The following is a 22,372-nucleotide window of genomic DNA, read 5'->3' as shown; positions in this document are numbered from 1 at the left end:
GCCTTTTTTATGCGTTGCTTATCGGCAACAAGTGCGGAAATATTAACGGCGTCCGCCGCCCCGGTAACCACCATACGGGCGGTGGTAGTAGCGGGGCCCTGGGTGCACAATGACAGGCCGGGGCCGCACAATGACGGGCGCGGGACGCACAATCACTCGGGAAGGCCGGTAATAGCGCGGGCCGTAATAGGGCCGGTAGCGGGGGCCATAGTAGTCGCCGTAGTAGCCTACAGGGCCAGTGGAAACAACAGCTTGGGTAGAAGCAGCACACCCAGTCAGCAGCGTACCCGCCACCAAGAGGGCGAGCAGAAACGGAATTTTCAGGAGCTTTTTCATAGTCAATAGCGGCGGGCCACAACCTGGACCCGCACTATTGGTTAGACGCAAAAATTATCCCAAAGTTTAATCGCATTCAGTCAAAAAAACTATATAGCAGCTTGTTGGTCAGCGCGAACCATACCTGAAATGCGGGAGCAATTCTCTGTTGAGGGTGTGCCGCCCCACCGTGTTTGTCACCTGTTATTCCTACTAGCTACTTGCTGTGCGGAACGTCGAAGGAGCAGGAAACAACAGAGCTCTTTTACAGTGGAATCCGGTAGGTGGCATCGGTGGCCCCGCCGAACAGGCCGTATCCGGGACGCATGTTGGAAAACAGCGGTGCTGGCTCGGCAAAAGGATTACCGTCGGTGTCGTAGTAGCGGTTTAGCGACTGGTAGAAACGATACGTGTCGGGTGTAATGGTGCCCACGATGACTTCAATGAAACCCGGCTCCGGGTAGGTGCCGCCGGGGCCGTAGCTGCCGTCGTACTGCATCAAGATATCGTTGCTGAGGTTGAGGCGCTGCCCGTTACCACCAGCGTCGCTGAAGGGCGACTGGCTGTAGAGGTTGCTGCCTTCAGAGAGCTGGAATCGGTTTAGATTTATCTCGGAATTGTTGCCGTTGTTGCTGTTGTAGTCCAACCGTATATAGCCCCAATACGTTCCGTTACGGTCCAGCACACGGGCGTGAGCTATATAGTAATCAGTGGTAGCGACGTTGTCGAGGATGCTACACGTGAGGCGGCCGGCAGTACCCCTAATGAATGGACTTGGCGGGGTAGATGAGACGTAGCTACCCGTTTCAATAGTGGCGCGTGTTGGCATTGTCAGCGTTGCTTCCACTGCCTCGATACCTGGTACTGCGGCGCGCAGGGTGTACGTGCGGCCCGGTTCCCCCACAAACCCGCGCACCGGCACATAATAGCCATACACACTATCGGGCCGGCCAGTGGTGTAGTTATGGCCTTGCCGGGCCTTGGACCGGAACTGCTCCACCGTCTGCCCGGCTTCGTTTATCAGTTCCACACTAGCGTCGCCGCGGCCAGCGGGTTGTTTCACTTCCAACACGCCTTGGCTTACGCTCACAAACAGTTCGCGTCCAGTGAAGAACTTTTGGTACTCGGCTGTCGGAGCCTGGTTGCTGAGGGTGTAGGTAAGGGCCAGCCGAGGCGTGTGCGGCGGGGTATCCACTTCCACAATGGTTTCGCAGCTGCTGAAAACCAATGCCCCTAGTAAGCAGAGGATAGGCACTTGTTTCATATCAAGCAGGAAATAGCCGGTTATATGCACTGCAAATCGGTGTTTAGAATTTGAAGGCTTTGCTGAAAGAAGGAATGATGGGGAACAGCGAAATCTGGCGATACACTGGCTTCACCTCGTTGCCCTGATAATCGGTATACCCTGGGTCGAAATAGAGATAATAGGGGTTGCGACGGCTGTACACGTTGTAAATCGAGAAGCTGTTCACCACCTCGCCCCACTTCTTTTTCTTGGTTTTGCTTAGGTCGAGGTCGAAGCGGTGGTAAGCCGCCATGCGGTACGAGTTCCGCTCCCCGTAGTCGTCGAACTGGTCGTAGCCACCCAGCGTAAACCGTCCCTGCGACAACGTGGTGGCGTTGCCGGTGCCGTAGACCCACGTACCCGACAGCGTGAAGGTGGGACTAAACCGATGGATGGCCACCACTGAAACGTCGTGGCGCCGGTCGTACTTATAAGGGAAGATGCGGCCCTGGTTGAGGTCGGGGAAGCGGCGGTTGCTCCAGGCCAGCGTGTAGCCAATCCAGCCGGTGGTGCGGCCCGACTTCTTTTGCACGAAGAACTCGCCGCCGTAGGCCCAGCCGTTGCCGCTGGTCACTTTGCTTTCCCAGTCGCTGTCCACGGTGCCCAGGAAGCTAGCGCCCTCCCGGTACTCCACCAAGTTGCGCATGGGCTTGTAGTAGCTCTCGAAGCTGACTTCGTAATCCTCGTCCTTGAAACGCAAGGTGCGAGCGGCGCCCACGCTAACCTGCTGCGCCCGTTGGGGCTTGATTTGTTTGGTGGCGGGCACCCACAGGTCGGTAGGCAGGCCTATTCCGCTGTTGGTGAGCAGGTGGATAAACTGCGTGGTACGGGCATAGGAAGCTTTCAACGCCCATTCCTCGGTGAGCAGAAAACGAGCTGCTAGGCGCGGTTCCACGCTCGGGTAGAACTTGCCTTCCACCAGAAACCCGTTTAGGCGCAGGCCACCGTTCACTTTCAGGCGGTCGGTGAGGCGGTAGTCGTCTTCGGCGTAAAGCCCCACCTCGCTGGCCATGGTGCGGTTGCCTGAGTTCAACTGGCTTTCCAGGTCGCTGGCGTTGTCTTTGGCGGTGAGGGCACCGGGCCGGAATGAATGCAGAATATATTGCCCACCAAACCGGATGTAGTGGTCGGGCGTGGGCGTATAGTCGAAATCCGTTTTCAGGCTGAAGTCGCGGATGTTGGAAAAGTAGCGCAACGAAAACTTGTCGGTGCGCACGTCGCCTTGGTTATTGTAGCGCCGCTCCTCCCCCGCTCCCACGTTGAACTGGTATTTGCTGTAGGTGAGATGGGTGTTCATGAACAGTTGGTCGTTCACGATGTGGTTCCAGCGCAGGCCCGACGTAAGGTTGCCCCACCCTAGGTTGCCATCAGTGCGGCTGTAGTTTTCGGCACCTTCGTCTTTGTCGCGGATGCGGGCGTAAAACTTGTCGTAGCCAGTATAGGCGCTTAAGTACAGCCGGTCGCGGCTACTCACCTTCCAGTTCAGCTTGGCATTGAGGTCGTGGAAGAAATAGCCGACCGACCCTCTAGTGCCTTCCGCCGAGAGTTGAGACTTGATGAACGGCTGTGCCAGCACATCAAGGTAGGTCCGGCGGGCCGAGATAATGAACGAGGCGGTGTCCTTCTTGATGGGGCCTTCCAAAGTGATTTTGGAGGCCACAATTCCAATAGCGCCTTCGCCGTGGAACTCCTGCATATTGCCTTCCTTCATCGAAATATCTAGCACCGACGACAGGCGCCCGCCGTACCGCGCCGGAAAGCCGCCTTTAATCAACTCCACGTTGTTGAGGGCATCGGCATTGAACACTGAGAAGAAACCGAACAAGTGGGCTGCATTGTACACGGGCGTACCGTCGAGCAGAATCAGGTTCTGGTCGGGGGAGCCACCGCGCACGTAAAGGCCGCTCTGCCCTTCGCCGCCGCTTTGTACCCCTGGCAGTAGTTGCAGCACCTTCAGCACGTCGGTTTCGCCGAATAGTTTGGGCAGGTTCTTGATTTGCGCTATCGGTACATTGATGGTGCCCATGCGGGTGCTCTGCTCTATGCGCTCCTGCCGGTTGCCGACTACCTCCACTCCGGCTAGCTCACTGCTGGCGGCCCGCAGCCGGAAATCGTGCGCGACGTTGCGGGTGGTAGCGGCGGCCCACCGAAGCCGCTCGTAGCCGAGGTAGCTGGCTACCAGCCGCACGGAATCGGTTGCGGGCAGGGTAAGCGAGTAGAAGCCGTAGGTATTGGTGGCAGTGCCCTGCCCCGTGCCAGGATTCACTACCGCTACCCCAATCAGGTTTTCACCGGTCGCCGCATCGCGGACATAGCCACTGATGGTGATTTTGGAGGGAGCAACAGGTTGCTGCGCACGTGCAGCAAGCGGCCCCCCCAGAAACAAGGGTAGTACTACAGCGCGGAAAGCTGGTTTCATAGATAGTAGTAGAGAATAGTGGCACTTGTAATCGTCGAGTAGTTGAAAGCCGAACGCTTAAAATACCTTTTCACGTATATAGTAGAGGCCAGTAGTGCAGCAAAGGTTGGCTGGATAGCACCAAGAAGTAGCCGCGCCTTGCAGTCATCCTTCCAGTGGCGCCGCCTTTTGCTGAACACGCCAAGCCTAGTCCCAGCGTGTGCATAGGGATGCATGTATGCGGCCGGCAGTGCCGCAGTGCAGCTTGTTCTTAAGTAGTTACACTCTGCCCGTACCAACAGGAGCTGCTCACCCTTCACAGGGTCTTTAGAGGGAAAGGGCCAGACAAGCTTGGTACACTTCAAAAGCAGTCTGGAGCACTGCCGGCTCTACTTGTGACGTAGCGCGCCGATACTCTCACACGTTAGCTGCAATTGCTTGCAGAGAAACACGGCCGTCTCCTTGGCTACGCTTGACTTGGTAGCAACGTTTTCCAAGGTTTGAATGGCTGCTGCGCCACCTGCTATGCGCAGCAGCAACACAGTTGGCTTTATGCTGTGCGCCACTCGTCCAACAGCCGGCCAATTATTGGCGGCTACCGCCTGGTGCAACGCCTCCATGGAAGCCGGCATTTCCTGCAGAAACACATCCAGCATGCGTTCCACAAAATGCACATTGCCGTTGGCTGAAGCCTCCAGAAAAGCCAGATCGTAGAGTTCCTCGGAAGTAGCTTCCGCAACTGGCAAAGCGGCGGCTGGTAGTATGGGCAGCGGCGTACCATTCAGTACGCTGACTATGGTTTGGTGCAGCTGCTGCTCTTCAAAGGGCTTGATCAGGCAGGCATTCATACCCGCCGCCAAGTACCGTTCTTGGTCGCGGCGGAGGGCGTTGGCCGTTAGCGCAATAATGGGCACATTGGCGCGGCGCGGGTCTGGGTGCCGGCGAATGGCAGTGGTTACTTCCACGCCGCTCATGCCGGGCATCTGAATATCCATCAGCACCACATCGTAGAGCTGCTCGTTGAACAGCGTTAGAGCTTCCGGTCCGTTGCTGGCACAGTCCACTATCACGCCCCGGGGTTGTAGCATCAGGGTGGAAATGCGCTGATTGATGCGGTTGTCTTCGGCCAGCAGCACGCGCAATTGGGCTAGCCCTGGCTGTTCTATTGCTTTGAGGCCGCGCAATGGCACTTCGGAAGTACGAGCCAACGTAACAGCAAACGAGAAGGTGCTCCCTCGGTTGGGCAGGCTATCCACGAGAATAGTGCCCCCCATGAGCTGCACCAAGTGCTGGCTGATGGCCAAGCCCAGCCCCGAGCCACCGAACCGCCGAGTGGTATCGGTGCTGGCCTGGGTAAATGCCCCAAAGATGTGCTGCTGCATATCCAGCGGTATGCCAATGCCCGTGTCGCGCACCCAAAACCGAATCGTTACCTGTTCGGGGGTGTCGTGGAGCACGTCGCCGCCGAGCGTGACGCTGCCGTACTCTGTGAACTTGATGGCGTTGGAAAGCAAGTTGAGCAGCACTTGGGTGAGGCGGTGCGAGTCGCCGAGGACGAAAGGCGGCTGAATCGAGAGCGGGACAACCGACAAGTACAGACCTTTTGCTTCGGCCACGTACATCATGGTTTGCACGGCATTCTGCACGGAAGCCCACAGGTCGAAGGCGGTGTGCTCCAGCTCTAGCTGCCCTGCCGTAATCTTGGCCATATCCAGCACATCGTTCACCACGGCCAGCAAGTGCTGCCCCGAGTGATTGATGGTATCAAGCAATTCTCGCTGCTGCGCGTCAAGATTTGTTTTGGTAAGCAGCGCAGCCATTCCGAGCACCCCGTTGAGCGGCGTCCGAATTTCGTGGCTCATGCTGGCCAGAAAGTTGTCTTTGGCGCGGGCGCTTTCCTCTACTTCCCGCTTGGCCTGGCGCAGCTCTCGTTCCGTCAGCACGCTTTCCGTGATGTCGTAGGCCGAGGCCACCACGTACGATACCTGGTCTGTTTCTTTTACCTGGTAGTTGTTGTATTGCAAATAGCGCCGTTCTCCCCGACGCGTAATCAAGGCCATGATGCTACGCTGCCCCGGTTGCTGCGCGAAACCAGCCAGATATTCCTGCAGCTGCGGCAAATAATTAGAAGGCACCACTTCCCGCAGGTTCCGGCCTACCAGCTCGTGAGCGGGCAAACCCATCAGCCTCTCAATAGCCGGGTTAACGGACAGCATATTCCCTTCCAGATCATGCGTGCAGATCAGGCCTTGCGAGTAGTACACCAGGTCGCGGTACTTTTTCTCACTGCTTTCCAGCCCTTGGCGCGCTTGCTTGATTTCGGTAATCTCATTGCCCACCGTTAGCACGTTGAGTGAGCCGTCGCTACGAACCAAAGGCCGTTTCGTGGATTGTAGCCACTTCACTTGCCCGTTCGGAAGCGTAAACGAGGATTCGTAGTTGAGCTCCTCGCGTGTGGTCATCACGTGCTTGAACACATGATGAATGCGGGCTAGTTCTACCTGCACGGCCTCGCTTTGGTCTTCGGTCTGCGCCTGGCCTTTGATTACGGCCAAGTGCTGCATGTTCTGCATGAAGTCATCGAAGGCCTTATTGCTCAGGATGATCTGGTTGGCCTCGTTTCGAACGTGAACCAACGTGGGGCTCACTTCTACCACCTGCCGAATAAACTCTTGATTTTCCGCCAACTCACGCCGGGTACGCTCCTGGGTGGTTACGTTCTGCAGAATAATGAGTACGGCTTGGTCGTCGGGCAAAGATACTAGTCGAGCCGCGTGATAGGAAACCGAGTTGTCGTCGGCGCGCATCTCAAACGTGCAGGCTCCCGGCTGGCCAGTGGCCTGCACTTGCTCTAAACAAGGCAACAGCGGTCCGCGCGCCGAACCGGGTAGCACTTGTTGCAAGTTAGCCCCCGCCAGGGCGGCTTCCGGCAGAAGCAGAGGTGTGTCGCCAAGCTTGGCATCCCGCACCTGCCCCTCAGGCCCCACCACCAGAATAGTATCCGGCAAAGCCGCAAACAACGCCCGGATGTGTTTTTCCGCTTTATAGCGCTGTGTAATGTCGGTGCCATAGCCAATGAGCATCCGGGCCTGCCCGTCGCCGCCCCGGATGGCGTGCAGGTGGCGCAGCGTGTAGCGCATGGCTCCGTTGGGCTCCCGAAACGATTCTTCCCACACCACTTGTCCTTCTGCCAGCGCCTGATCAAGCAACTGCTGCCGCCGATTCGCTATTTCGGGGTCTCGCTGGCGGTACGCCACGTATTCCGTATCGGTCTTGCCGATCAGCCAGGAGCGTACCGCGGGGTTGGCTACGGCTTTGGCATTCACGTAGCGGTACCTGTGGTCGACGTCATACACGGCGGCTTCGCCGGGCAAGAAGTCCAGAATGGTTTCGTAGAAATTCCGCTGCTCGTTTAGGCGCCGAGCGTTTTCCTTGCGCTCCGTCACGTCGCGGAAGCAAATCAGGCGGCTGTTTGGCAAGGACTGGCCATCACACACCGGAATATAGTCGATCTGAACGGTGCGGCCGCTACGGAGCGGCATTTCAGTGCACACAGGCAAGTCCCTGAAGGCCCAACCTTCTTGAGCCCAATTACTGAAAGCGGCAGGCGCAAGTACTTGCGCTTGCATAGCGGATAGTATAGCTGTAAAGGTTTTGCCGATCCACTGGTAGGCCGGACCTGCCATGTCAAACAACGCACAGGTCTGTTGGTTGACGAAGCCAATGGTGCCCTCATCGTTGTATAGCAGCACCCCTTCCGGCAAAGAATCAGCAAGCGTGGCTAGGTGCTGCTCGGCCGTTGCGACAGCAGCTTTTGCAGCTTGCAGTTGCTGCTCTAGTTCGTGAATTCGCTGTTCTTGATCCGTCATGCTCTCGTTTATAACAAGGTACTCTACCATGAAAACGCAGCAACAAAGGTACCGGATTCATTGACTGCTTGCTCTTGTCAAGGTTTTACCTAGGGTCTGTTTACCTAAATGGGAAGGCATAATTGATAAGTGCAGGCGCAACGACGATAAATATAACTTTTTCGTTATATACCTACTGTAGCTAGTGTTTTAAACACCCGCTATTGACCCTTGTTTGCTGTAAAGCAAATCGCCTGCCTTTCCCAAAGTGGGAAGGCAGGCGACCATCTAAAGACAAATGCCGTTATTTTTTAGCGGAATACTCGGTGTTCAAGTATTTAAGTACCTGCGGAGTGATGTCGAGGTCCTTGCGGCCGTAGGCAATGGTGCCGCTCGGGGCCGCAATCAGAATCAGGCGGTACCCATTGGCTTTGCCGTATTTTTCAATTTGCTTGTTGAGGCGCTCCAATACGGTTTGGGTCATTTTGGCTTCTTCCTCCTGGGCTTGCTGCTGTAGCTTTTGCTGCCCCTGCCCTACTTGCTGTTGCTGAGCCTGCAGCTTCTGCTCGGTGGCAGCACGCTGTTCAGCAGTTAGGCTTTCCGCTTGCTTCTGGTACTGCTGCACGGCCGTCTGGAAGCCGCGCACCAAGGTCTGGTTTTGGGCCTCCCAACGCTTGGCTTTCGCCTCGAACGCCTTGCGGGCGTCCTGCATGCCTTTGTAGTCTTCGAGCAGCTTGCTGGATTCCACGTACGCCACTTTATCGGTATCGGCTACAGCCGCTAGGTCGTCGGGAGAAGTGGTAGCCACAGTGCCCGCCGAGTCAGAGGAAATGGCGGCTACGGTAGGTGCTTTGCGAGTTGGAGCGGCGGCAGGCTTGTTGGCGAAATGCAAGTAAAACAGCACCGCCACGGCAATAACCAGTACTACATTCAGAACTAGTTGCACAGAATTTTTCATGCGAGAATCAAGAGAAAAAACGAAAACAGCTGGCTTCTACACGCAAAACCAGCTAACGATGCCTCAAAGAAAAGCAAAAACGCCCGGCTGTACCTCACCTCGGTAGCCAATCCAGACTTCAGCTAATGCGCCTCGTCTTCGTCTAATTCCGGATCATCGGCGTCGGGCTCCGGCTCTTTGTGGGGCTTTTCATCGAAAGGCGGAGCCAGATCAGAGCGGCTAGGAGCGGCATCTACGCGCCCCACATGCACCAGCGCATCACCCTGGTTGACGACGGGCATATGGTTGAGGCCGATGATATAGCCTGCCACCGGCGACTCCAGCCGCACCGCCGTTTCGCCGTAGGGGTCGGCCACCGAGCCGTACACATGCCCCTTCTCCACATAGTCGCCGTTGCGCACAAAGCTGCGAAACAGCCCTGCGTACCGGGCCCGCAACCACGTGGAGCGGACGCACACTACCCCTGGGTGCTCGGGCGGAGTGGCAGCCGCGGCCATTCCCAAGTATTGCAGCACCCGGAACGTACCCGCAGTAGCTAACTCAATACCAATTTCATCAAGCCGCAACGACTCTCCGGTTTCGTACACGATAATGCGCCGGCCCTGCTGCATAGCAGCTTCACGCAACGACCCCGGCCGCAACCCGGCGTTCAAGGTAAATGGAGCCGCAAAAGCAGCGGCCAAGGCATCTATTTCCGGGTCTTCGTGCAGCAGGCACCGAATTTGGGGCGTGTTGGACCGCGCCGCACCCCCGGTATGAAAGTCAATGCCGTAGTCGATCAGGGGCATGATTTCGCGCATGAAGCGGTGCGCCACCCGGCTGGCCAACGAGCCGCGCGGGTTGCCAGGAAAGCTGCGGTTCACATCTTTGCCGTCCGGCACCTCGCGGCTGAAATTCAGAAAGCCGTAGATGTTGAGAATAGGAATGGCAATGATACTTCCGCGCAACGGCCGCAACTGCTCCCGCCGAATCAAGCGCCGGATAGTTTCTATCCCGTTCACTTCGTCGCCGTGCATGCCGGCCAGCAGCAGCACAGTCGGGCCGGGGTTGCGCGACCGATACACGTGCACTGGAATATCAATAACGGTACCTGATGGCAGCCGCGAAATCACCAGCCGCGTCTGCACCTCGTCGCCCGGCCTGATAACCAAGCCATTCAGCAACATGTCGTCGGGACCAGGGAATAGAGTCAAGAAACGAGGATCTAAACCAGTGCCCGGAGGGTACTGGCGCAAGGGGTTGGCAGGTTACCGAGGAAGATCGGGCTGGTTGTCGGGGAGGGCAGCCATGGCTTTGGGCTTGGCTTTGGTTTTCTTTTTCAGGGCTATTTCGGCGGTGTACTCGATTATCTTACCGGCAATGTCTAGCCCCGTGGCCTTTTCAATGCCTTCCAGGCCGGGCGAGGAATTCACTTCCAGCACCAGGGGGCCACGCTTGCTTTGCAGCATATCCACGCCCGCAATACCCAGGCCCAACGACTTGGCAGCGAGTAGCGCCGCGGCTTTTTCGGCGCGGGTCAGCTTCACGAGCACGCCCGTTCCACCCCGGTGCAGGTTCGAGCGAAACTCGCCTTCCTTGCCTTGCCGCTTCATAGCCCCCACCACCTCGCCATTCACTACAAAGGCGCGCAAGTCGGCTCCTTTGCTTTCGGCAATAAATTCCTGCACGATGATGCGGGCCTTCAGGTTGTGAAATGCTTCGATAACGGACTGCGCGGCTTTGGCACTTTCGGCCAGTACCACGCCTAACCCCTGGGTGCCTTCGAGCAGCTTGATGATGACAGGGGCGCCGCCTACCTGCTCTATCATCTCAGCCACCTCATCGGAGTAATTGGTGAAGGCCGTTTTGGGCATCCCGACGCCGGCCCGGGCCAGAATCTGCATGGAGCGCAGTTTGTCGCGGCTACGGACAATAGCTTGGCTATCCACAGCAGTGCGCACCTTCATCATCTCGAACTGCCGCACAACGGCGCAGCCATAGAAGGTGACGGACGCCCCAATGCGAGGAATAATAGCATCAATATCCTGAAGCCGTTGCTTTTGATAAATGATGTCGGGTTTGCCTTTTTCTAGCACTAGGTTACAATGCAAATGGTCCACTACCACGGCCTCGTAGCCCCGCTGTTCGGCGGCTTCCACAAGGCGGGTGGTGGAGTACAGCTTAGGCTCACGCGACAGAATCGCCAGTTTCATCGGAAAAGAGAGAGAGGGTGGATTGGGGCAAAAGCCAGAGCGAGCCGCAAGAGGCCGCAAGTAACAAAATAAGCACGGCCGTTTAGGCGCGCGAAGCTTTGGCCGCCACTTGAGCTTTATGAGATAGATTACGCCGGGCCACATCAACCACGAAGTTTCCCTGCCGCATAAGGCGCCGGCCTAACAGCACAGGATACTTCATATCGGATCGGTCGGATAAGGAGAATTCAGTGTACAAATCTTGTTCAAAAATGCGTAGCACCGCCTGAATGACGTAGCGCTGCTGCACTTCCCCATTGGAACTCTTGATATCACGCAGCGAAAATTCCGAAAATTCCATGGGGGTGCCATCGAAGTGAGGATGCGACGGATCCAGGAGCAACACCCGCAGTAACGGCTGCTGATTGGAATCCGTTACTACGTGAATGTCAGAACAATGGATAGCACTTGTATAGGCGCCGGTATCAACTTTGGCTTCTACACCCCAAAGTTGCAACTCGGGAAAATCCACCAGCTCCAGCCGCCCCACGATACGCTTCGGAATACGCTGCTTTTTCATGACTGTAAGGTAACGGGAAGTTCCACTTCGCAGACGTCTGGCCCTCACAAAACTGCTTGCAGTACAAGCACTATGTAGGTAGACGGGCCACGAAGTGGACCTTCCTACTCTTATCTAAGTCACTTATCCTTTGTAGCTGATGCGGTACACAGCGTCGTTCTGATCGTCAGAAACGAGCATGGAGCCATCGGGTAGCACGAGCAAGCACACGGGCCGCCCCCACGACTTCTGCCCCTGCAACCAACCTTCGGCAAAAGTTTCATAGCTCTTGGCTTGCTTGCCCGTAGCATCTAGGCGCACCAACGAAATGCGGTAGCCGAGCTTGCTGGTCCGGTTCCAGGAACCATGTTCCGGAATGAAAATCTGGTTGCGGTATGCAGCCGGGAATTTCTTGCCAGTGTAGAACTTCATTCCTAGCGCCGCTACATGCGGCCCTAGCTTACGGGCGGGTTTGGTGTACGTGGAAGCGGAGCGGCCTTTGCCGAACTCAGGATCAGGCACGTCACCGGCAAAAAAGTAAGGAAAGCCGAAATGCAACCCCGCACTAGGAGCCCGGTTCAGCTCGTCGGAAGGCAGGTTGTCGCCTAGCTGGTCGCGGCCATTGTCTGTGAACCACAGCGCTTTGTCTACCGGGCTCCAGTCGAAGCCTACTGTGTTGCGGACGCCCTGCGCATAGATTTCCATTCCTGTTCCGTCCGGGTTCATCCGGGTGATGGTGCCAATCACGGGCTCCGCCGGAATGCAGGTGTTGCACGGCGCTCCTACGGGTACGTAGAGCTTACCGTCGGGCCCGAAAGAAATGTAGCGGTAGCCATGCCACTCGTTGTTGAGCAGCTGGTCGTACACCACCACCGGCTTGGGCGGCTGCTTAAGCTTTTGGGCGATGTTGTCGTACCGAATAATGCGGTGGATTTCGCCCACGTACAAAGAGCCGTTGCGCACCGCCACTCCGTTGGGGCCGTTCAGCCCATTTGCAACAGTCACCACCTCGTCGGCGCGGCTATCTTTGTTGCGGTCCGGCAAGGCATACACCTTGCCGGCGTCGCGGCTACCTACGTACACGGTGCCGTCGGGTCCTACGGCCAATTCGCGGGCGCTTTTCACCCCTTGTGCGAAATACGTAATTGTGAAACCAGCGGGTAGTTTGATCTTACTCAGGTTTGCATCCGGGGCCGCCGTGGGGCGGTCGGGGGCCGAGGAAACCAACGCCAGCGGCGCCAGCAGCAAAATCGGGAGCAGTCGGGTTGTTGTCATACAGCCACTAACTACCGAGCAGGATGGAAAGTTGCTCGGCCGTTGGGGGAACAACCACCAAGCCCAACCATAGTGAAAGAGAAGCTTCTGCCCACAAGAACTACCTCCACAAACAGCTATGTGTTGCGTTAGAGCCGGCTCTCGCGCCGACGTATCAGTTTCTCGTACTCCCTTTCCGACTGCTGTTCTGGTCCAAAGCCGGCGTACATTTTTATGCCCTTCAGTACCAATCCAATTCCCCAGAACACAGCAACCCACATCGGCCATGGAATCGGCCGCGCTTCCTGCCCCGTCAGGGCCCAGATAGACCACAGCAAAGCATTTACCAGCGCGTACGTCACAAGGCTTGACTTGAATTCGGCGCGGTCCAATGCCATACGCCAGAGTTGTGGGTCACGGGGAGGGGTTTCCATGGTAAAGAGCTTTGGTTGAATGATGATCAAACCTATGGCTTCCCCTACTCCCAAGCCAAAACAAGTTACTCAAGCAACAGATTGAATGACTGAAGCCTGGAAAATGCCACCTCAACCGCAGCCCACATCCTGGCACCTGCGTACGGTACTGTTTCCTTTCATCTGCCCATGTCTACCACCCTTACTGCCAGCAATTGGCGCTCCGAAGCAAAAACGTTCGGCCGCATCCTACTCTACCGCGGCGACATCACACGTGTGGACACTGATGCCATTGTGAATGCGGCCAATTCCAGCCTGCTCGGTGGTGGTGGAGTCGACGGAGCCATTCATCGTGCTGGCGGACCCGAGATTCTAGAAGCGTGCCGCTGGTTGCGGGCTGGCCATTACGGTAAAGGGCTGCGAACCGGCGAAGCAGTTATCACCACTGCGGGCCACTTGCCCTCCCAGCACGTTATTCATACAGTGGGGCCCGTTTGGAACGGCGGCCACAAACAGGAGCCTGAGCTACTAGCCAACAGCTACCGCAACAGCCTACGTGTAGCAGTTGAGCATACGCTGCGTAGTATTGCTTTCCCCGGTATCAGTACAGGGGTGTACGGCTATCCCAAATCGGAGGCAGCTGCCATTGCGGTGCGCGAGACGCGGGCATTTTTGCAAGAGCACGAGCTACCACAGGAAGTGGTGTTCGTAGCTTCCAATGAAGAGAGCTTTCACCTGTACGAAAAGGCCCTACAGTAGCACTACACGAGGTCCTACTTTGCATAGAATCCAGCATGAACATCAGCTCGTGTTGCCTATGCAATCGATTTCGCTTACCTTACTACCAAAGGAAAAGCGCTATGGAACTCTCAAACCACCACCCCCTCGTCAAACACCGCAACAGTGCCAGCAATCCTGTTTGGATGGATGCTTTGCGCATTGTGCTAGGTCTGTTTCTTTTTGTAAAAGGATTTTCGTTTCTGAGCAATACCAGCGACGTTTTCAACCTGCTCAGCGAACAGCACAGCTTGGGCGCACTCAGAAAGGCTCCACTCCTCTTCAGCATCTTTCACATTGTGGGCGGCTTGATGATTGCGGTTGGGGCACTCACCCGGCTGGCTCTTCTTTGCCAGATTCCTATTCTGTTGGGTGCGGCATTAGTAGTCAATCCGCAACAAGGAGTGGGCATGCAAAACCGAGAACTTTGGGTGTCTATGCTGGTCCTGAGTTTGCTGCTGTTCTTTATGATCAAAGGGCCGGGCCGGTACTCTGTTGATCACAAAATTTTCCGGCGCCAGCCTGAGAGTATGTAGGGCACATAGCCCTACAACTTAACCTCTTGGTGTCGTCGCAGATAGGCGGCTACGTTGTAGATAAGTCCCGCATGGCCTGCATCCAACAGCACGGTGTGGGCACCTTGCAGTAAAGCAATGAAGCGTTGTAGCCCAGCGTGCGGGATGACCTGATCGTGGCGGCCCAGAAAGAACGTGACCGGCGTAGGCCGACGGTTCAAGAGCCCTGCCAAGGCCTGCAAGCTGAACGTCAAGAGGCGGAAACCAACCCAGCTCCGGTACACCCGAAGGCGTTTCTCTCGGCTCTCTAGCTGCCACTCAGCGAACCGCACAAGGCTGGAAGGCACTAGTCGCTTCTGTTCCAGCGTGCCCAAAAACTGCAACAGCCGCTGCGGCCGTAGCACGGCCCGGCCGAGTACCCCGCGCATCCACGGCGGATAGGTGGCCAGCGAATACCAGAACTGCCGCTGCAACCCGTCGGGCGCAATCAGCCATAGGTTCTGCACCCGTTTAGGGAAGTGCTCGACGGCAGTCAGGGCAAATTTGGCACCCATACTAAACGCGAGTAAGCTGAAGTCACCAATACTGTTTTCGTGTAAAAAGCTGTGTAGCAGCTCACCCAAGCACTTTTTGGTGAGTGGCGTATCGGCTTTGGCTAGCTTGCTGCGGCCGTGGTAGAACAGGTCGAAAGCATACACCGTTACCTCGGTTCCCAACTCGCCAATGAGCGTGCGCCAATGCCCTTCTCCTTGCCCGTAACCATGAAAAGCAAGAATGACCCGGGGACCAGAGCCGTAGGCCCGGTAGTGCAGCTTGGTGGGCATGAGCAACGCGAATGAAACGTGTAAACAGTGGGTTTTACGTTCAAACCGCCCAAACGGAAAGCCGCTTCACTGTTTTATCTTACATCAACCGCGAGACACCACCCGACACGATGAACTTCATGACTTCACTGCTGGGCAGGTCTAGGTACGTCACGTTGGCGGCAGGCATCAGCACTAGCTCGCCCGAGAAATTGTAGGAATGCGGAAAGTACACGGCCAGCAGTTCCTGACGGTTGATAGCCGTCATGGCCTCTTGGGTGACGAACCCCATCTTGTACACTTCGTCCTGAGCATTAAGGCGGGCCAGCACCGGACAGTTAAACTTTTGGTTGTCGCCGACAAAGGCGTCGAAAAGGTCTTTGAGGCTGGAGTAAATGATGCTAACCAGCGGTGTGCGGTGCAGCAACCGCTCGGCAATAACCAGGAAGGGACGCACCATAAACGACTTCGCCACAAAGCCAATTACCGTCACCACCAACATGGCCACTAGTATGCCCAGCCCCGGAATGTCGTAGATGTTGAACAGTTCGTCGAGCCAGTGAAAAACAGCGTACAGAATGTACCCCGTAAGCGCAATGGGCGCTACAATAAGGAAGCCGTTGAGGAAGTAGTTGAAATATCTGCGCATGGCGCGAAGGTAGCAAGGGGGTTGTCTGTTGAAAGGCGAAGGGGTGAGTTGTTGGAACCTTATCCGAACAACCCACCCCTTCGCCTTTACCTATTCAAGCGGCAAGTAGCTACGCTACTGCCTCGGGCACTTGTTCAATGCGCTCTTTTACGCGTTGCATCAGCCACATAGGGGTGCTAGTAGCGCCGCAGATGCCCACCGACTCTGCCTCGTGAAACCATTCTTCGTCGATTTCCTGCTCGTTTTCCACGAAGTAGCTACGCGCATTGGTTTTGTTGACCACTGAGAACAGCGCCTTGCCGTTCGAGCTTTTACGGCCACTTACAAATACCACTACATCGTGCTCAGCGGCAAACCTAGCAAGGGCCGGCTCCCGGTTACTTACCTGCCGGCAGATACTATCGTTGGCGTCGAAGGCTTCCAGGGAGCCGCCTGCTGCCTTTATCCGCTCTTCGATAACGGCCTTCATATGGTAGAAACCAGCGGTACTTTTGGTGGTCTGGCTGAAGAGCGTAACCGGCCGCGCAAAATCCACCTGGTCGAGGTCGGCTTCCGTCATGACGATAAGGGCACGGTTACCGGTCTGGCCGGTGAGGCCTGCTACTTCGGCGTGGCCAGGCTGACCATAAATTACAATCTGGCCATCCTGCCGCCGGCTGGCATCAAAGGCATGCTTCACACGGTTCTGCAGCTTGAGTACCACCGGGCACGAGGCGTCAATCAACTCGATGTTGTTGCGCAACGCTAGCTGGTAGGTTTCAGGTGGCTCACCATGAGCCCTGATCAGCACTTTGCAGTCGTGTAGTTGCTCGAGCTGAGCCCGGTCGATGATGCGCAAGCCTTGTTCGTGCAGGCGCTCCACCTCCATACGGTTGTGCACAATATCGCCCAGGCAATACAGAGTTTCATCGTGCGCCAACTCGTCTTCCGCCATCTGAATGGCGAATTCTACCCCAAAACAGTATCCGGAATTTTTATCGATGGTAACGTTCATGGATTCTAGGTGTGTAGGTGCGTGGGACTCGGTGCGGTGCGCTAGGGTATTGCCCTCGCAATTCTAGTGCCTAAGCACTACGCGTTAAGCATCAAGCACTAATCTTATACAACCACTTCGTTGCCGTTCCGTTCATTGCCAGCCTCAGAAGCCAGCGCAAATAGCATGGCCGACACTCTTTCCAATACAAAATCCACTTGCTCATCAATCATCATGTGCGTGGTATCTAGCATCACCGCATCGGCGGCCCGGCGCAGCGGGCTTTCGGTGCGGGTGGAATCTAGGTGGTCGCGCTTGCGTAGGTTCTCCACAATTTCCTCTACCGGCACCTGCTCGCCCTTGGCCGCCAACTCGTCTTGGCGGCGTTCGGCGCGGGTTTGCACGTCAGCGGTCATGAATATTTTCACCTCGGCATCCGGGAAAACAGTGGTGCCTATGTCACGGCCATCCATTACCACCCCACGCTTGCGCCCCATCCGTTGCTGCTGCGCTACCATGGCGTGGCGCACTGCCGGCACACTAGACACCTCGCTCACCAGATTGGAAATACGCATTTGCCGGATTTCATCCTCCCTGATGTGTCCGTCCAAGCATAATTCATTGCGCCCTGTTTTACGGTTGCGCTTGAAGGAAATGTGCATTTCTTGCAAGGCCTGCTCTATGCGGGGCAAATCGTCAAAGCTGATATTGTTCTCGAGCAGATACAGGGTCACGGCGCGATACATAGCGCCGGTGTCGATGTAGGCGTAGCCCAACTCAGCGGCCACGGCTTTCGCCGTTGTACTCTTGCCGCACGAGGAGTAGCCGTCGATGGCAATGACGATTTTTCTCATAGTTACATCGGTCGGCGGAAAACCGGTACGGGTACCGGAATCCAGGTTCTGCGGGGTGGTGGCGAGTTCAGAAGCTTGGTTGGCAAGGAAGTGAAAAACTCCGCTACCGACTCCGCTATTCCCCGCTTAAACTGTTGTTCGATAAAGAAATGAGGATGCAAAAAGAAGTTTTGGCCGATCTGCACACCTGCTGTGCCGCGCGGATCAGTGCGCCACCAGCCCCCAAAGCTACGGATGATACACTCGCCTAAAAAACACCCCAACGCATTTACTACTGCTTCGCGGCTTTCAGCTGGCACAGTAGCGCGCTCATTCTCAATAAAATCGGCTAGTGCTTGCACAGCCTTTTCATCGAACTGAGCTAGGTTAAGATTTTTTCGTACGGCTTCGGCCGCTTCTTGCAAATGGCGCATGGGTACAGGAGTTAATAGTTCATCTGAAATGACTGTAAACCCCTTGCTTACAGACCCCCAGACTATTCTAATCTACTACCTGCACGGGTTACCCCCTATTTTTTTGGACGAATTTTACGAAATCCACTGTCGACGCCCCGGATTTGCCAGGTGAATGGGTACCGATGCAAAAAACGTAGCTACGGATTCGGCTGCTCCTTTGTCGAGTTGCTGTGCTACTCGGAAGAAAGGATTGAAAAAATGCCTCTCCTTGATGCCTACCCCGGTCGTACCATCTGGGCCCTGTGCCCAAGTGCCTCCATACACATCAACCAAGCACTGCCCCAGAAAGCAGCCAAGAGCCGTAACCACACCTTGGCGGTCGGCGGCAGATACAGTGGTGCGTTGCGCTTCCACAAATTCAGCCAGCCTTTCCACCGCCGCCGTATCGAAGGCAGTGACGTGAAGTTGCTGGCGCACGGCCTCGGCAGCAGCCCGCAGGGCGGCCACCGGAGATTCAGGAACAGACATAAGGAAAAAACTAACGAGCTGGCTGGGAGGTGAACTGTAAGTACTGATTTATCCGCCAGTTGGAGTAGCGCTCAAGTAGTTGGGCAGCGTCGCGGCGAGGGTGGTACTGCTTGGCTCGCAACCCAGCGACTAGGTCCGGATTATCGCCGAGCAGCTTCAGCATAAGCTGGTTGAACTTTGCTGTATTCGTGGGCAATATTTGCCACTCGTCCTGGCCATGCCGCAACAGTAGCTGGCTGGAAAGCGCCGAAAGCAATGTAGCGGGCCGTTGCGAGTCGTAGCTGAGTAACTGAAAGCCGCCGCCTCGGTACAACTGCAGTCCGAAGACAGCAGGCAGCAGCACACGGCGCCGAACAAATGGAAAGCGGCGCTTGACGACAACCAAGTCCCGCGCTGCTACTACAGTATCGCCCATCGTTGCGAAACGCCTCAACTCGGTGGGGAGATACGCTTTGTAGATACGGCCGGCGTCGCTTAGGTACACCCGGTCATTTTCCCAATTTTCTATCTGCACCGTATGCCAGGCGCCATCATTGCCCTGATATATTCCGGCGTGGCCAGCACCCCGCCGGAGCGTCGGATCTTCGGTAGGAGCAGGCGTAGGCGCCGGGAAAGCAGCAGGCTTGCGTTGGGCCTGCCCGGTACCAGCAAGCGCAACCGAGACGGTAACTGTTAGATTAAACAGGATGTGCCTGGTTTTCATGGCGGGAAAGATCGGCAACTTGAATCAGTATTAGGATACCGGCGCTTCCAGTCTATGGACCGTCCTATCCTCTACTTGGTAGGCTTTAGTGCGCAAGTCACCGGCCTACGGATGTTTCGCCAAGCCCAGATGGTCTCCCAAAAGAGCTAACATCATACGCTCGAACCCTTAACGCTTGACTGGCACCGCCATTGCCTCGGTTATGTGCCTGAGCATCAATTCGTTTCCGCTCCATTCATGTTGTTTCACCTGTAAGAAGCTAACAGCTAGCTGCCTTAGTTACTGACTTTTCATGAAGCTGACGACCTACCCGTTGGTTGGTTTTTCGGGTGTTGGCGAAATTGCGTACAACCTGAAAGGTATCGGCTCCCATAGTTATCAAGCGCACTCTTGCGGAAATAAGCCCGACCCGCGCTGGGTTTCATCTGCGGCCAGCAGCCTGACAGCCAGTAAGAATAGCGCACGAAGAGTTATGACCGGCTTGAAGCGGTAAAACGTGTTCATCGACTAGCAATACACTATTGCAGAGAATACGCTAGCTGGTAACTATTGCCTTAGTGGCTGTCGCAGGGGCAGGGGATTTTGCCGATGGCGGCCTTGCGCTTATAGGACGCGGTTTTCTTTTGCTGCGGCGTGCGGCTAGCGCAGCCCGTAGTAGCGAGGCCTGAACCCAAGAAAAGGGCAGTTATCAATAGAGTGGCAATCTTTCTCACTGACGCAGATTTCTACAAATATACGGTTCTTTACCTGTCTGCCGCTTGCTAGCGACCAGTATCCTACAGCTTCTCCCCTAACTTATGCCCGCTGAATTTAGTTTACAGGCGAACGTCATCGACCTGTTTGCCAATACCATAGCCCCAGCTGTTGTGCACGTAGCCGCTGGCCGCATCCAGGCCATCGAACCAACTGGTGCCGCCGAGCCCGACCCTGGTTTGCCGTATGCCTTGCCCGGTTTCGTGGATGCCCACGTGCACATTGAAAGCTCCTTGCTGATACCCGCCGAGTTTGCCCGGTTGGCTGTAGTGCACGGTACGGTAGCTACCGTATCCGACCCGCACGAAATTGGAAACGTACTCGGGGTGGCGGGTGTCGAATTCATGCTGGAGAGTGGGCGGCAGGTGCCATTCAAGTTTTGTTTTGGGGCCCCGTCGTGTGTGCCGGCTACTCCTTTCGAAACGGCCGGTGCCGAGATAACGGCGCAAGACATCGAGCAATTGTTTCAGAACCCGGAAATCGGGTATCTGGCGGAGATGATGAATTGGCCTGGCGTGCTAAACCGCGACGCGGGGGTGATGGAGAAGATCCGACTGGCGCAGCAGTACGGGCGCCCCGTTGACGGCCACGCGCCCGGCCTACGCGGTGCCGACGCACAACGCTATGCCGAAGCCGGCATCAGCACCGACCACGAATGTTTCACAGCCGAAGAAGCCCTAGACAAGCTGGCCGTGGGCATGAAGATCCTGATTCGGGAAGGTTCCGCAGCACGTAATTTTGATGCGCTGATTGACTTGCTGCCCGAGCACCACGAGCACATGATGTTCTGCTCCGACGACAAGCACCCCGATACGCTGGTGCTCGGCCACATCAACCAACTGGTGCAGCGCGCCGTGGCCCGCGGCCAGGACGTGCTACAAGTTCTCCGCGTAGCCTGCCGCAACCCCGTAGAACACTACCGTCTGCCGGTTGGCCTCTTGCAAATCGGCGACCCGGCCGACTTCATTGTAGTAGACAACCTAACGGATTTCAATGTACGCCAGACCTATTTGGATGGTGCGCTAGTTGCCGAGAATGGGGCTACGCTGATTCCGGCGGTACCCGGCCGGGTTGTCAATAACTTCCATGCACGCGTTGTTGGTGCACAAGAGTTTCAGCTGCCTACCCCAACCGCTGGACAAGCGACAATCAGAGTAATCGAGTGCTTTGATGGGCAGCTTATTACCGCCCGCCACGACCTACCAGCTCGCACCGTAGATAGGCTGGTAGTGCCCGATGCCGCGCAGGATATCCTGAAGCTTGTTGTTGTGAACCGTTACCAGCCGGCGCCACCAGCAGTGGCCTTCATTCGTGGCTTTGGCCTGAAGCGCGGCGCCTTGGCCAGCAGCGTCGGGCACGACTCGCACAATATTACCGCGGTAGGCTGTGATGATGAAAGCCTAGCCCGGGCCGTGAACTTGGTGATGGAAGCACAGGGCGGCCTTGCAGCCGTGGGCAGCCACAGGGAGGAACTGTTGCTGCCTTTGCCGGTAGCGGGCCTGATGTCGGAAAAGGATGGATACGGCGTAGCTGCTTCCTATGCCGCTATTGATGCGCTATCCAGGCAGCTTGGCTCCCCACTGGGTGCGCCGTTCATGACGCTTTCTTTTATGGCTCTGTTGGTTATCCCGAGCTTGAAATTGAGCGACAAAGGCCTGTTTGATGGCGAGGCCTTTCGGTTTGTAGAAGCAGTGGTGTAGCACGCTTTGCCCATGTGGTGTAATGCAAAAGGCCGTTCCTACCTATAGGAACGGCCTTTTGTATCTCTGTCATTTGCCTGAGCAAACTGCGTCTCTGTTGCTGTTAGAACCGCTTTTTCAGCAGCTTTTCCATCTTCTCTTCGGTTAGCGGCTTGGCGAGGTACTCCACGTCCGGATATTGCGCTACACGGGCCGTGTCGGCGGCGTGCATGGAAGTGGTTAGCACAGCCATTACCGTTTTAGCTTTCGATTGGTCGGGCAGCGCGTCGTACAGCTTCAAAAACTCGAAACCGTCCATACCAGGCATTTTTAGATCAACGAACACGAGCGCAGGTACGGCATCAGGATCAGCGGGCGTGTTTTCTTCGCCCCACAGAAATTGGAATGCTTGCTCCGCTTTACGGAACGTGTGTACCTGGTCAGCTACGTCGAGCCGACTAAGCAAGCGGTTGTTCAGAAAACTAGTGGTTTCGTTATCGTCAACCAGTACAATGCTGCGCAACTTCTTCGACATAGGGCAG

At 56.2% G+C, this 22,372-nt stretch carries 21 protein-coding genes; 3 read left to right on the top strand and 18 right to left on the bottom strand.

The features are described 5' to 3' along the window. Nucleotides 1–42 precede the first annotated feature (42 nt). From MTX78_RS03980 to MTX78_RS03935, 10 genes are all read right to left on the bottom strand, one after another. Nucleotides 43–336 (bottom strand): hypothetical protein, encoded by a 294-nt coding sequence (locus MTX78_RS03980; RefSeq protein ID WP_243800114.1) that lies wholly within the window; start codon nt 334–336, stop codon nt 43–45. 244 nt (nt 337–580) lie between these two features. After that, complete coding sequence (locus MTX78_RS03975) at nt 581–1,579, bottom strand: DUF4249 domain-containing protein (protein ID WP_243800112.1); 999 nt, start codon at nt 1,577–1,579, stop codon at nt 581–583. Between the two features lie 43 nt (nt 1,580–1,622). Continuing rightward, complete coding sequence (locus tag MTX78_RS03970) at nt 1,623–4,019, bottom strand: TonB-dependent receptor (RefSeq protein WP_243800111.1); 2,397 nt, start codon at nt 4,017–4,019, stop codon at nt 1,623–1,625. Nucleotides 4,020–4,387: 368 nt separating this feature from the next. After that, complete coding sequence (locus MTX78_RS03965; protein WP_243800109.1) at nt 4,388–7,867, bottom strand: PAS domain-containing protein; 3,480 nt, start codon at nt 7,865–7,867, stop codon at nt 4,388–4,390. A gap of 283 nt (nt 7,868–8,150) precedes the next feature. Next, nucleotides 8,151–8,804: an OmpH family outer membrane protein gene (locus MTX78_RS03960; protein ID WP_243800107.1), complete on the bottom strand. Its 654-nt coding sequence runs from the start codon at nt 8,802–8,804 to the stop codon at nt 8,151–8,153. 122 nt (nt 8,805–8,926) lie between these two features. Further along, the gene (locus tag MTX78_RS03955) at nt 8,927–9,997 is read right to left on the bottom strand and encodes a succinylglutamate desuccinylase/aspartoacylase family protein (protein WP_243800105.1); all 1,071 of its coding nucleotides are present in this window, start codon (nt 9,995–9,997) and stop codon (nt 8,927–8,929) included. Nucleotides 9,998–10,051: 54 nt separating this feature from the next. Then, nucleotides 10,052–10,996, bottom strand: a complete 945-nt coding sequence (rimK, locus tag MTX78_RS03950; protein WP_243800103.1) for a 30S ribosomal protein S6--L-glutamate ligase — start codon at nt 10,994–10,996, stop codon at nt 10,052–10,054. A gap of 82 nt (nt 10,997–11,078) precedes the next feature. Next, nucleotides 11,079–11,555: an ATP-dependent zinc protease family protein gene (locus MTX78_RS03945; RefSeq protein ID WP_243800102.1), complete on the bottom strand. Its 477-nt coding sequence runs from the start codon at nt 11,553–11,555 to the stop codon at nt 11,079–11,081. Between the two features lie 123 nt (nt 11,556–11,678). Beyond that, a complete protein-coding gene (locus MTX78_RS03940; RefSeq protein WP_243800100.1) occupies nt 11,679–12,809 on the bottom strand; it encodes a PQQ-dependent sugar dehydrogenase in 1,131 nt (376 codons plus the stop codon). Between the two features lie 128 nt (nt 12,810–12,937). Continuing rightward, the gene (locus tag MTX78_RS03935; RefSeq protein WP_243800098.1) at nt 12,938–13,222 is read right to left on the bottom strand and encodes a 2TM domain-containing protein; all 285 of its coding nucleotides are present in this window, start codon (nt 13,220–13,222) and stop codon (nt 12,938–12,940) included. Nucleotides 13,223–13,390: 168 nt separating this feature from the next. On the opposite strand from MTX78_RS03935, the gene MTX78_RS03930 reads away from it, so the two are divergent. Next, complete coding sequence (locus MTX78_RS03930) at nt 13,391–13,960, top strand: O-acetyl-ADP-ribose deacetylase (protein ID WP_243800096.1); 570 nt, start codon at nt 13,391–13,393, stop codon at nt 13,958–13,960. Between the two features lie 101 nt (nt 13,961–14,061). Beyond that, nucleotides 14,062–14,514, top strand: a complete 453-nt coding sequence (locus tag MTX78_RS03925; protein ID WP_243800094.1) for a DoxX family protein — start codon at nt 14,062–14,064, stop codon at nt 14,512–14,514. An 11-nt stretch (nt 14,515–14,525) separates the two neighbouring features. Here the strand turns inward: MTX78_RS03925 and MTX78_RS03920 are convergent, their stop codons facing one another. From MTX78_RS03920 to MTX78_RS03890, 7 genes are all read right to left on the bottom strand, one after another. Next, the gene (locus MTX78_RS03920) at nt 14,526–15,317 is read right to left on the bottom strand and encodes an alpha/beta fold hydrolase (protein ID WP_243800092.1); all 792 of its coding nucleotides are present in this window, start codon (nt 15,315–15,317) and stop codon (nt 14,526–14,528) included. 79 nt (nt 15,318–15,396) lie between these two features. Beyond that, nucleotides 15,397–15,945: a DUF502 domain-containing protein gene (locus MTX78_RS03915; RefSeq protein WP_243800090.1), complete on the bottom strand. Its 549-nt coding sequence runs from the start codon at nt 15,943–15,945 to the stop codon at nt 15,397–15,399. Between the two features lie 109 nt (nt 15,946–16,054). Further along, nucleotides 16,055–16,939, bottom strand: coding sequence for a 4-hydroxy-3-methylbut-2-enyl diphosphate reductase (locus tag MTX78_RS03910; protein WP_243800088.1), 885 nt, complete (start codon nt 16,937–16,939; stop codon nt 16,055–16,057). Nucleotides 16,940–17,043: 104 nt separating this feature from the next. Continuing rightward, nucleotides 17,044–17,772, bottom strand: coding sequence for a (d)CMP kinase (cmk, locus tag MTX78_RS03905; protein ID WP_243800087.1), 729 nt, complete (start codon nt 17,770–17,772; stop codon nt 17,044–17,046). A 2-nt stretch (nt 17,773–17,774) separates the two neighbouring features. After that, complete coding sequence (locus MTX78_RS03900; RefSeq protein ID WP_243800085.1) at nt 17,775–18,185, bottom strand: hypothetical protein; 411 nt, start codon at nt 18,183–18,185, stop codon at nt 17,775–17,777. A gap of 114 nt (nt 18,186–18,299) precedes the next feature. Next, on the bottom strand, nt 18,300–18,695 hold the full coding sequence (locus tag MTX78_RS03895; RefSeq protein ID WP_243800083.1) for a hypothetical protein: 396 nt from the start codon (nt 18,693–18,695) through the stop codon (nt 18,300–18,302). 10 nt (nt 18,696–18,705) lie between these two features. Continuing rightward, nucleotides 18,706–19,398 carry a hypothetical protein gene (locus tag MTX78_RS03890; RefSeq protein ID WP_243800082.1) on the bottom strand — a complete coding sequence of 231 codons (693 nt, stop codon included), beginning with the start codon at nt 19,396–19,398 and terminating at the stop codon, nt 18,706–18,708. Between the two features lie 797 nt (nt 19,399–20,195). Here MTX78_RS03890 and ade point away from each other — a divergent pair. Next, nucleotides 20,196–21,851, top strand: coding sequence for an adenine deaminase (gene ade, locus MTX78_RS03885; protein WP_243800080.1), 1,656 nt, complete (start codon nt 20,196–20,198; stop codon nt 21,849–21,851). Nucleotides 21,852–21,954: 103 nt separating this feature from the next. On the opposite strand, the gene MTX78_RS03880 is transcribed toward ade, so the two are convergent. Continuing rightward, nucleotides 21,955–22,365, bottom strand: coding sequence for a response regulator (locus tag MTX78_RS03880; RefSeq protein WP_243800078.1), 411 nt, complete (start codon nt 22,363–22,365; stop codon nt 21,955–21,957). Nucleotides 22,366–22,372 lie beyond the last annotated feature (7 nt).

Source organism: Hymenobacter tibetensis (assembly GCF_022827545.1).
Lineage (GTDB): Bacteria > Bacteroidota > Bacteroidia > Cytophagales > Hymenobacteraceae > Hymenobacter > Hymenobacter tibetensis.
The sequence above is the reverse complement of the archived record's forward strand: the minus strand, read 5'-3'. Positions and strand labels throughout refer to the sequence as shown.

Coding starts and splice junctions, on each gene's coding strand:
- MTX78_RS03920 (WP_243800092.1), bottom strand. CDS start 15,317: ATGCCCACCAAGCTGCACTACCGGGCCTACGGCTCTGGTCCCCGGGTC.
- ade (WP_243800080.1), top strand. CDS start 20,196: ATGCCCGCTGAATTTAGTTTACAGGCGAACGTCATCGACCTGTTTGCC.
- MTX78_RS03930 (WP_243800096.1), top strand. CDS start 13,391: ATGTCTACCACCCTTACTGCCAGCAATTGGCGCTCCGAAGCAAAAACG.
- MTX78_RS03940 (WP_243800100.1), bottom strand. CDS start 12,809: ATGACAACAACCCGACTGCTCCCGATTTTGCTGCTGGCGCCGCTGGCG.
- MTX78_RS03965 (WP_243800109.1), bottom strand. CDS start 7,867: ATGACGGATCAAGAACAGCGAATTCACGAACTAGAGCAGCAACTGCAA.
- MTX78_RS03975 (WP_243800112.1), bottom strand. CDS start 1,579: ATGAAACAAGTGCCTATCCTCTGCTTACTAGGGGCATTGGTTTTCAGC.
- MTX78_RS03935 (WP_243800098.1), bottom strand. CDS start 13,222: ATGGAAACCCCTCCCCGTGACCCACAACTCTGGCGTATGGCATTGGAC.
- MTX78_RS03900 (WP_243800085.1), bottom strand. CDS start 18,185: ATGCGCCATTTGCAAGAAGCGGCCGAAGCCGTACGAAAAAATCTTAAC.
- MTX78_RS03890 (WP_243800082.1), bottom strand. CDS start 19,398: ATGAAAACCAGGCACATCCTGTTTAATCTAACAGTTACCGTCTCGGTT.
- MTX78_RS03880 (WP_243800078.1), bottom strand. CDS start 22,365: ATGTCGAAGAAGTTGCGCAGCATTGTACTGGTTGACGATAACGAAACC.
- MTX78_RS03980 (WP_243800114.1), bottom strand. CDS start 336: ATGAAAAAGCTCCTGAAAATTCCGTTTCTGCTCGCCCTCTTGGTGGCG.
- rimK (WP_243800103.1), bottom strand. CDS start 10,996: ATGAAACTGGCGATTCTGTCGCGTGAGCCTAAGCTGTACTCCACCACC.
- MTX78_RS03945 (WP_243800102.1), bottom strand. CDS start 11,555: ATGAAAAAGCAGCGTATTCCGAAGCGTATCGTGGGGCGGCTGGAGCTG.
- MTX78_RS03960 (WP_243800107.1), bottom strand. CDS start 8,804: ATGAAAAATTCTGTGCAACTAGTTCTGAATGTAGTACTGGTTATTGCC.
- cmk (WP_243800087.1), bottom strand. CDS start 17,772: ATGAGAAAAATCGTCATTGCCATCGACGGCTACTCCTCGTGCGGCAAG.
- MTX78_RS03915 (WP_243800090.1), bottom strand. CDS start 15,945: ATGCGCAGATATTTCAACTACTTCCTCAACGGCTTCCTTATTGTAGCG.
- MTX78_RS03925 (WP_243800094.1), top strand. CDS start 14,062: ATGGAACTCTCAAACCACCACCCCCTCGTCAAACACCGCAACAGTGCC.
- MTX78_RS03970 (WP_243800111.1), bottom strand. CDS start 4,019: ATGAAACCAGCTTTCCGCGCTGTAGTACTACCCTTGTTTCTGGGGGGG.
- MTX78_RS03910 (WP_243800088.1), bottom strand. CDS start 16,939: ATGAACGTTACCATCGATAAAAATTCCGGATACTGTTTTGGGGTAGAA.
- MTX78_RS03895 (WP_243800083.1), bottom strand. CDS start 18,695: ATGTCTGTTCCTGAATCTCCGGTGGCCGCCCTGCGGGCTGCTGCCGAG.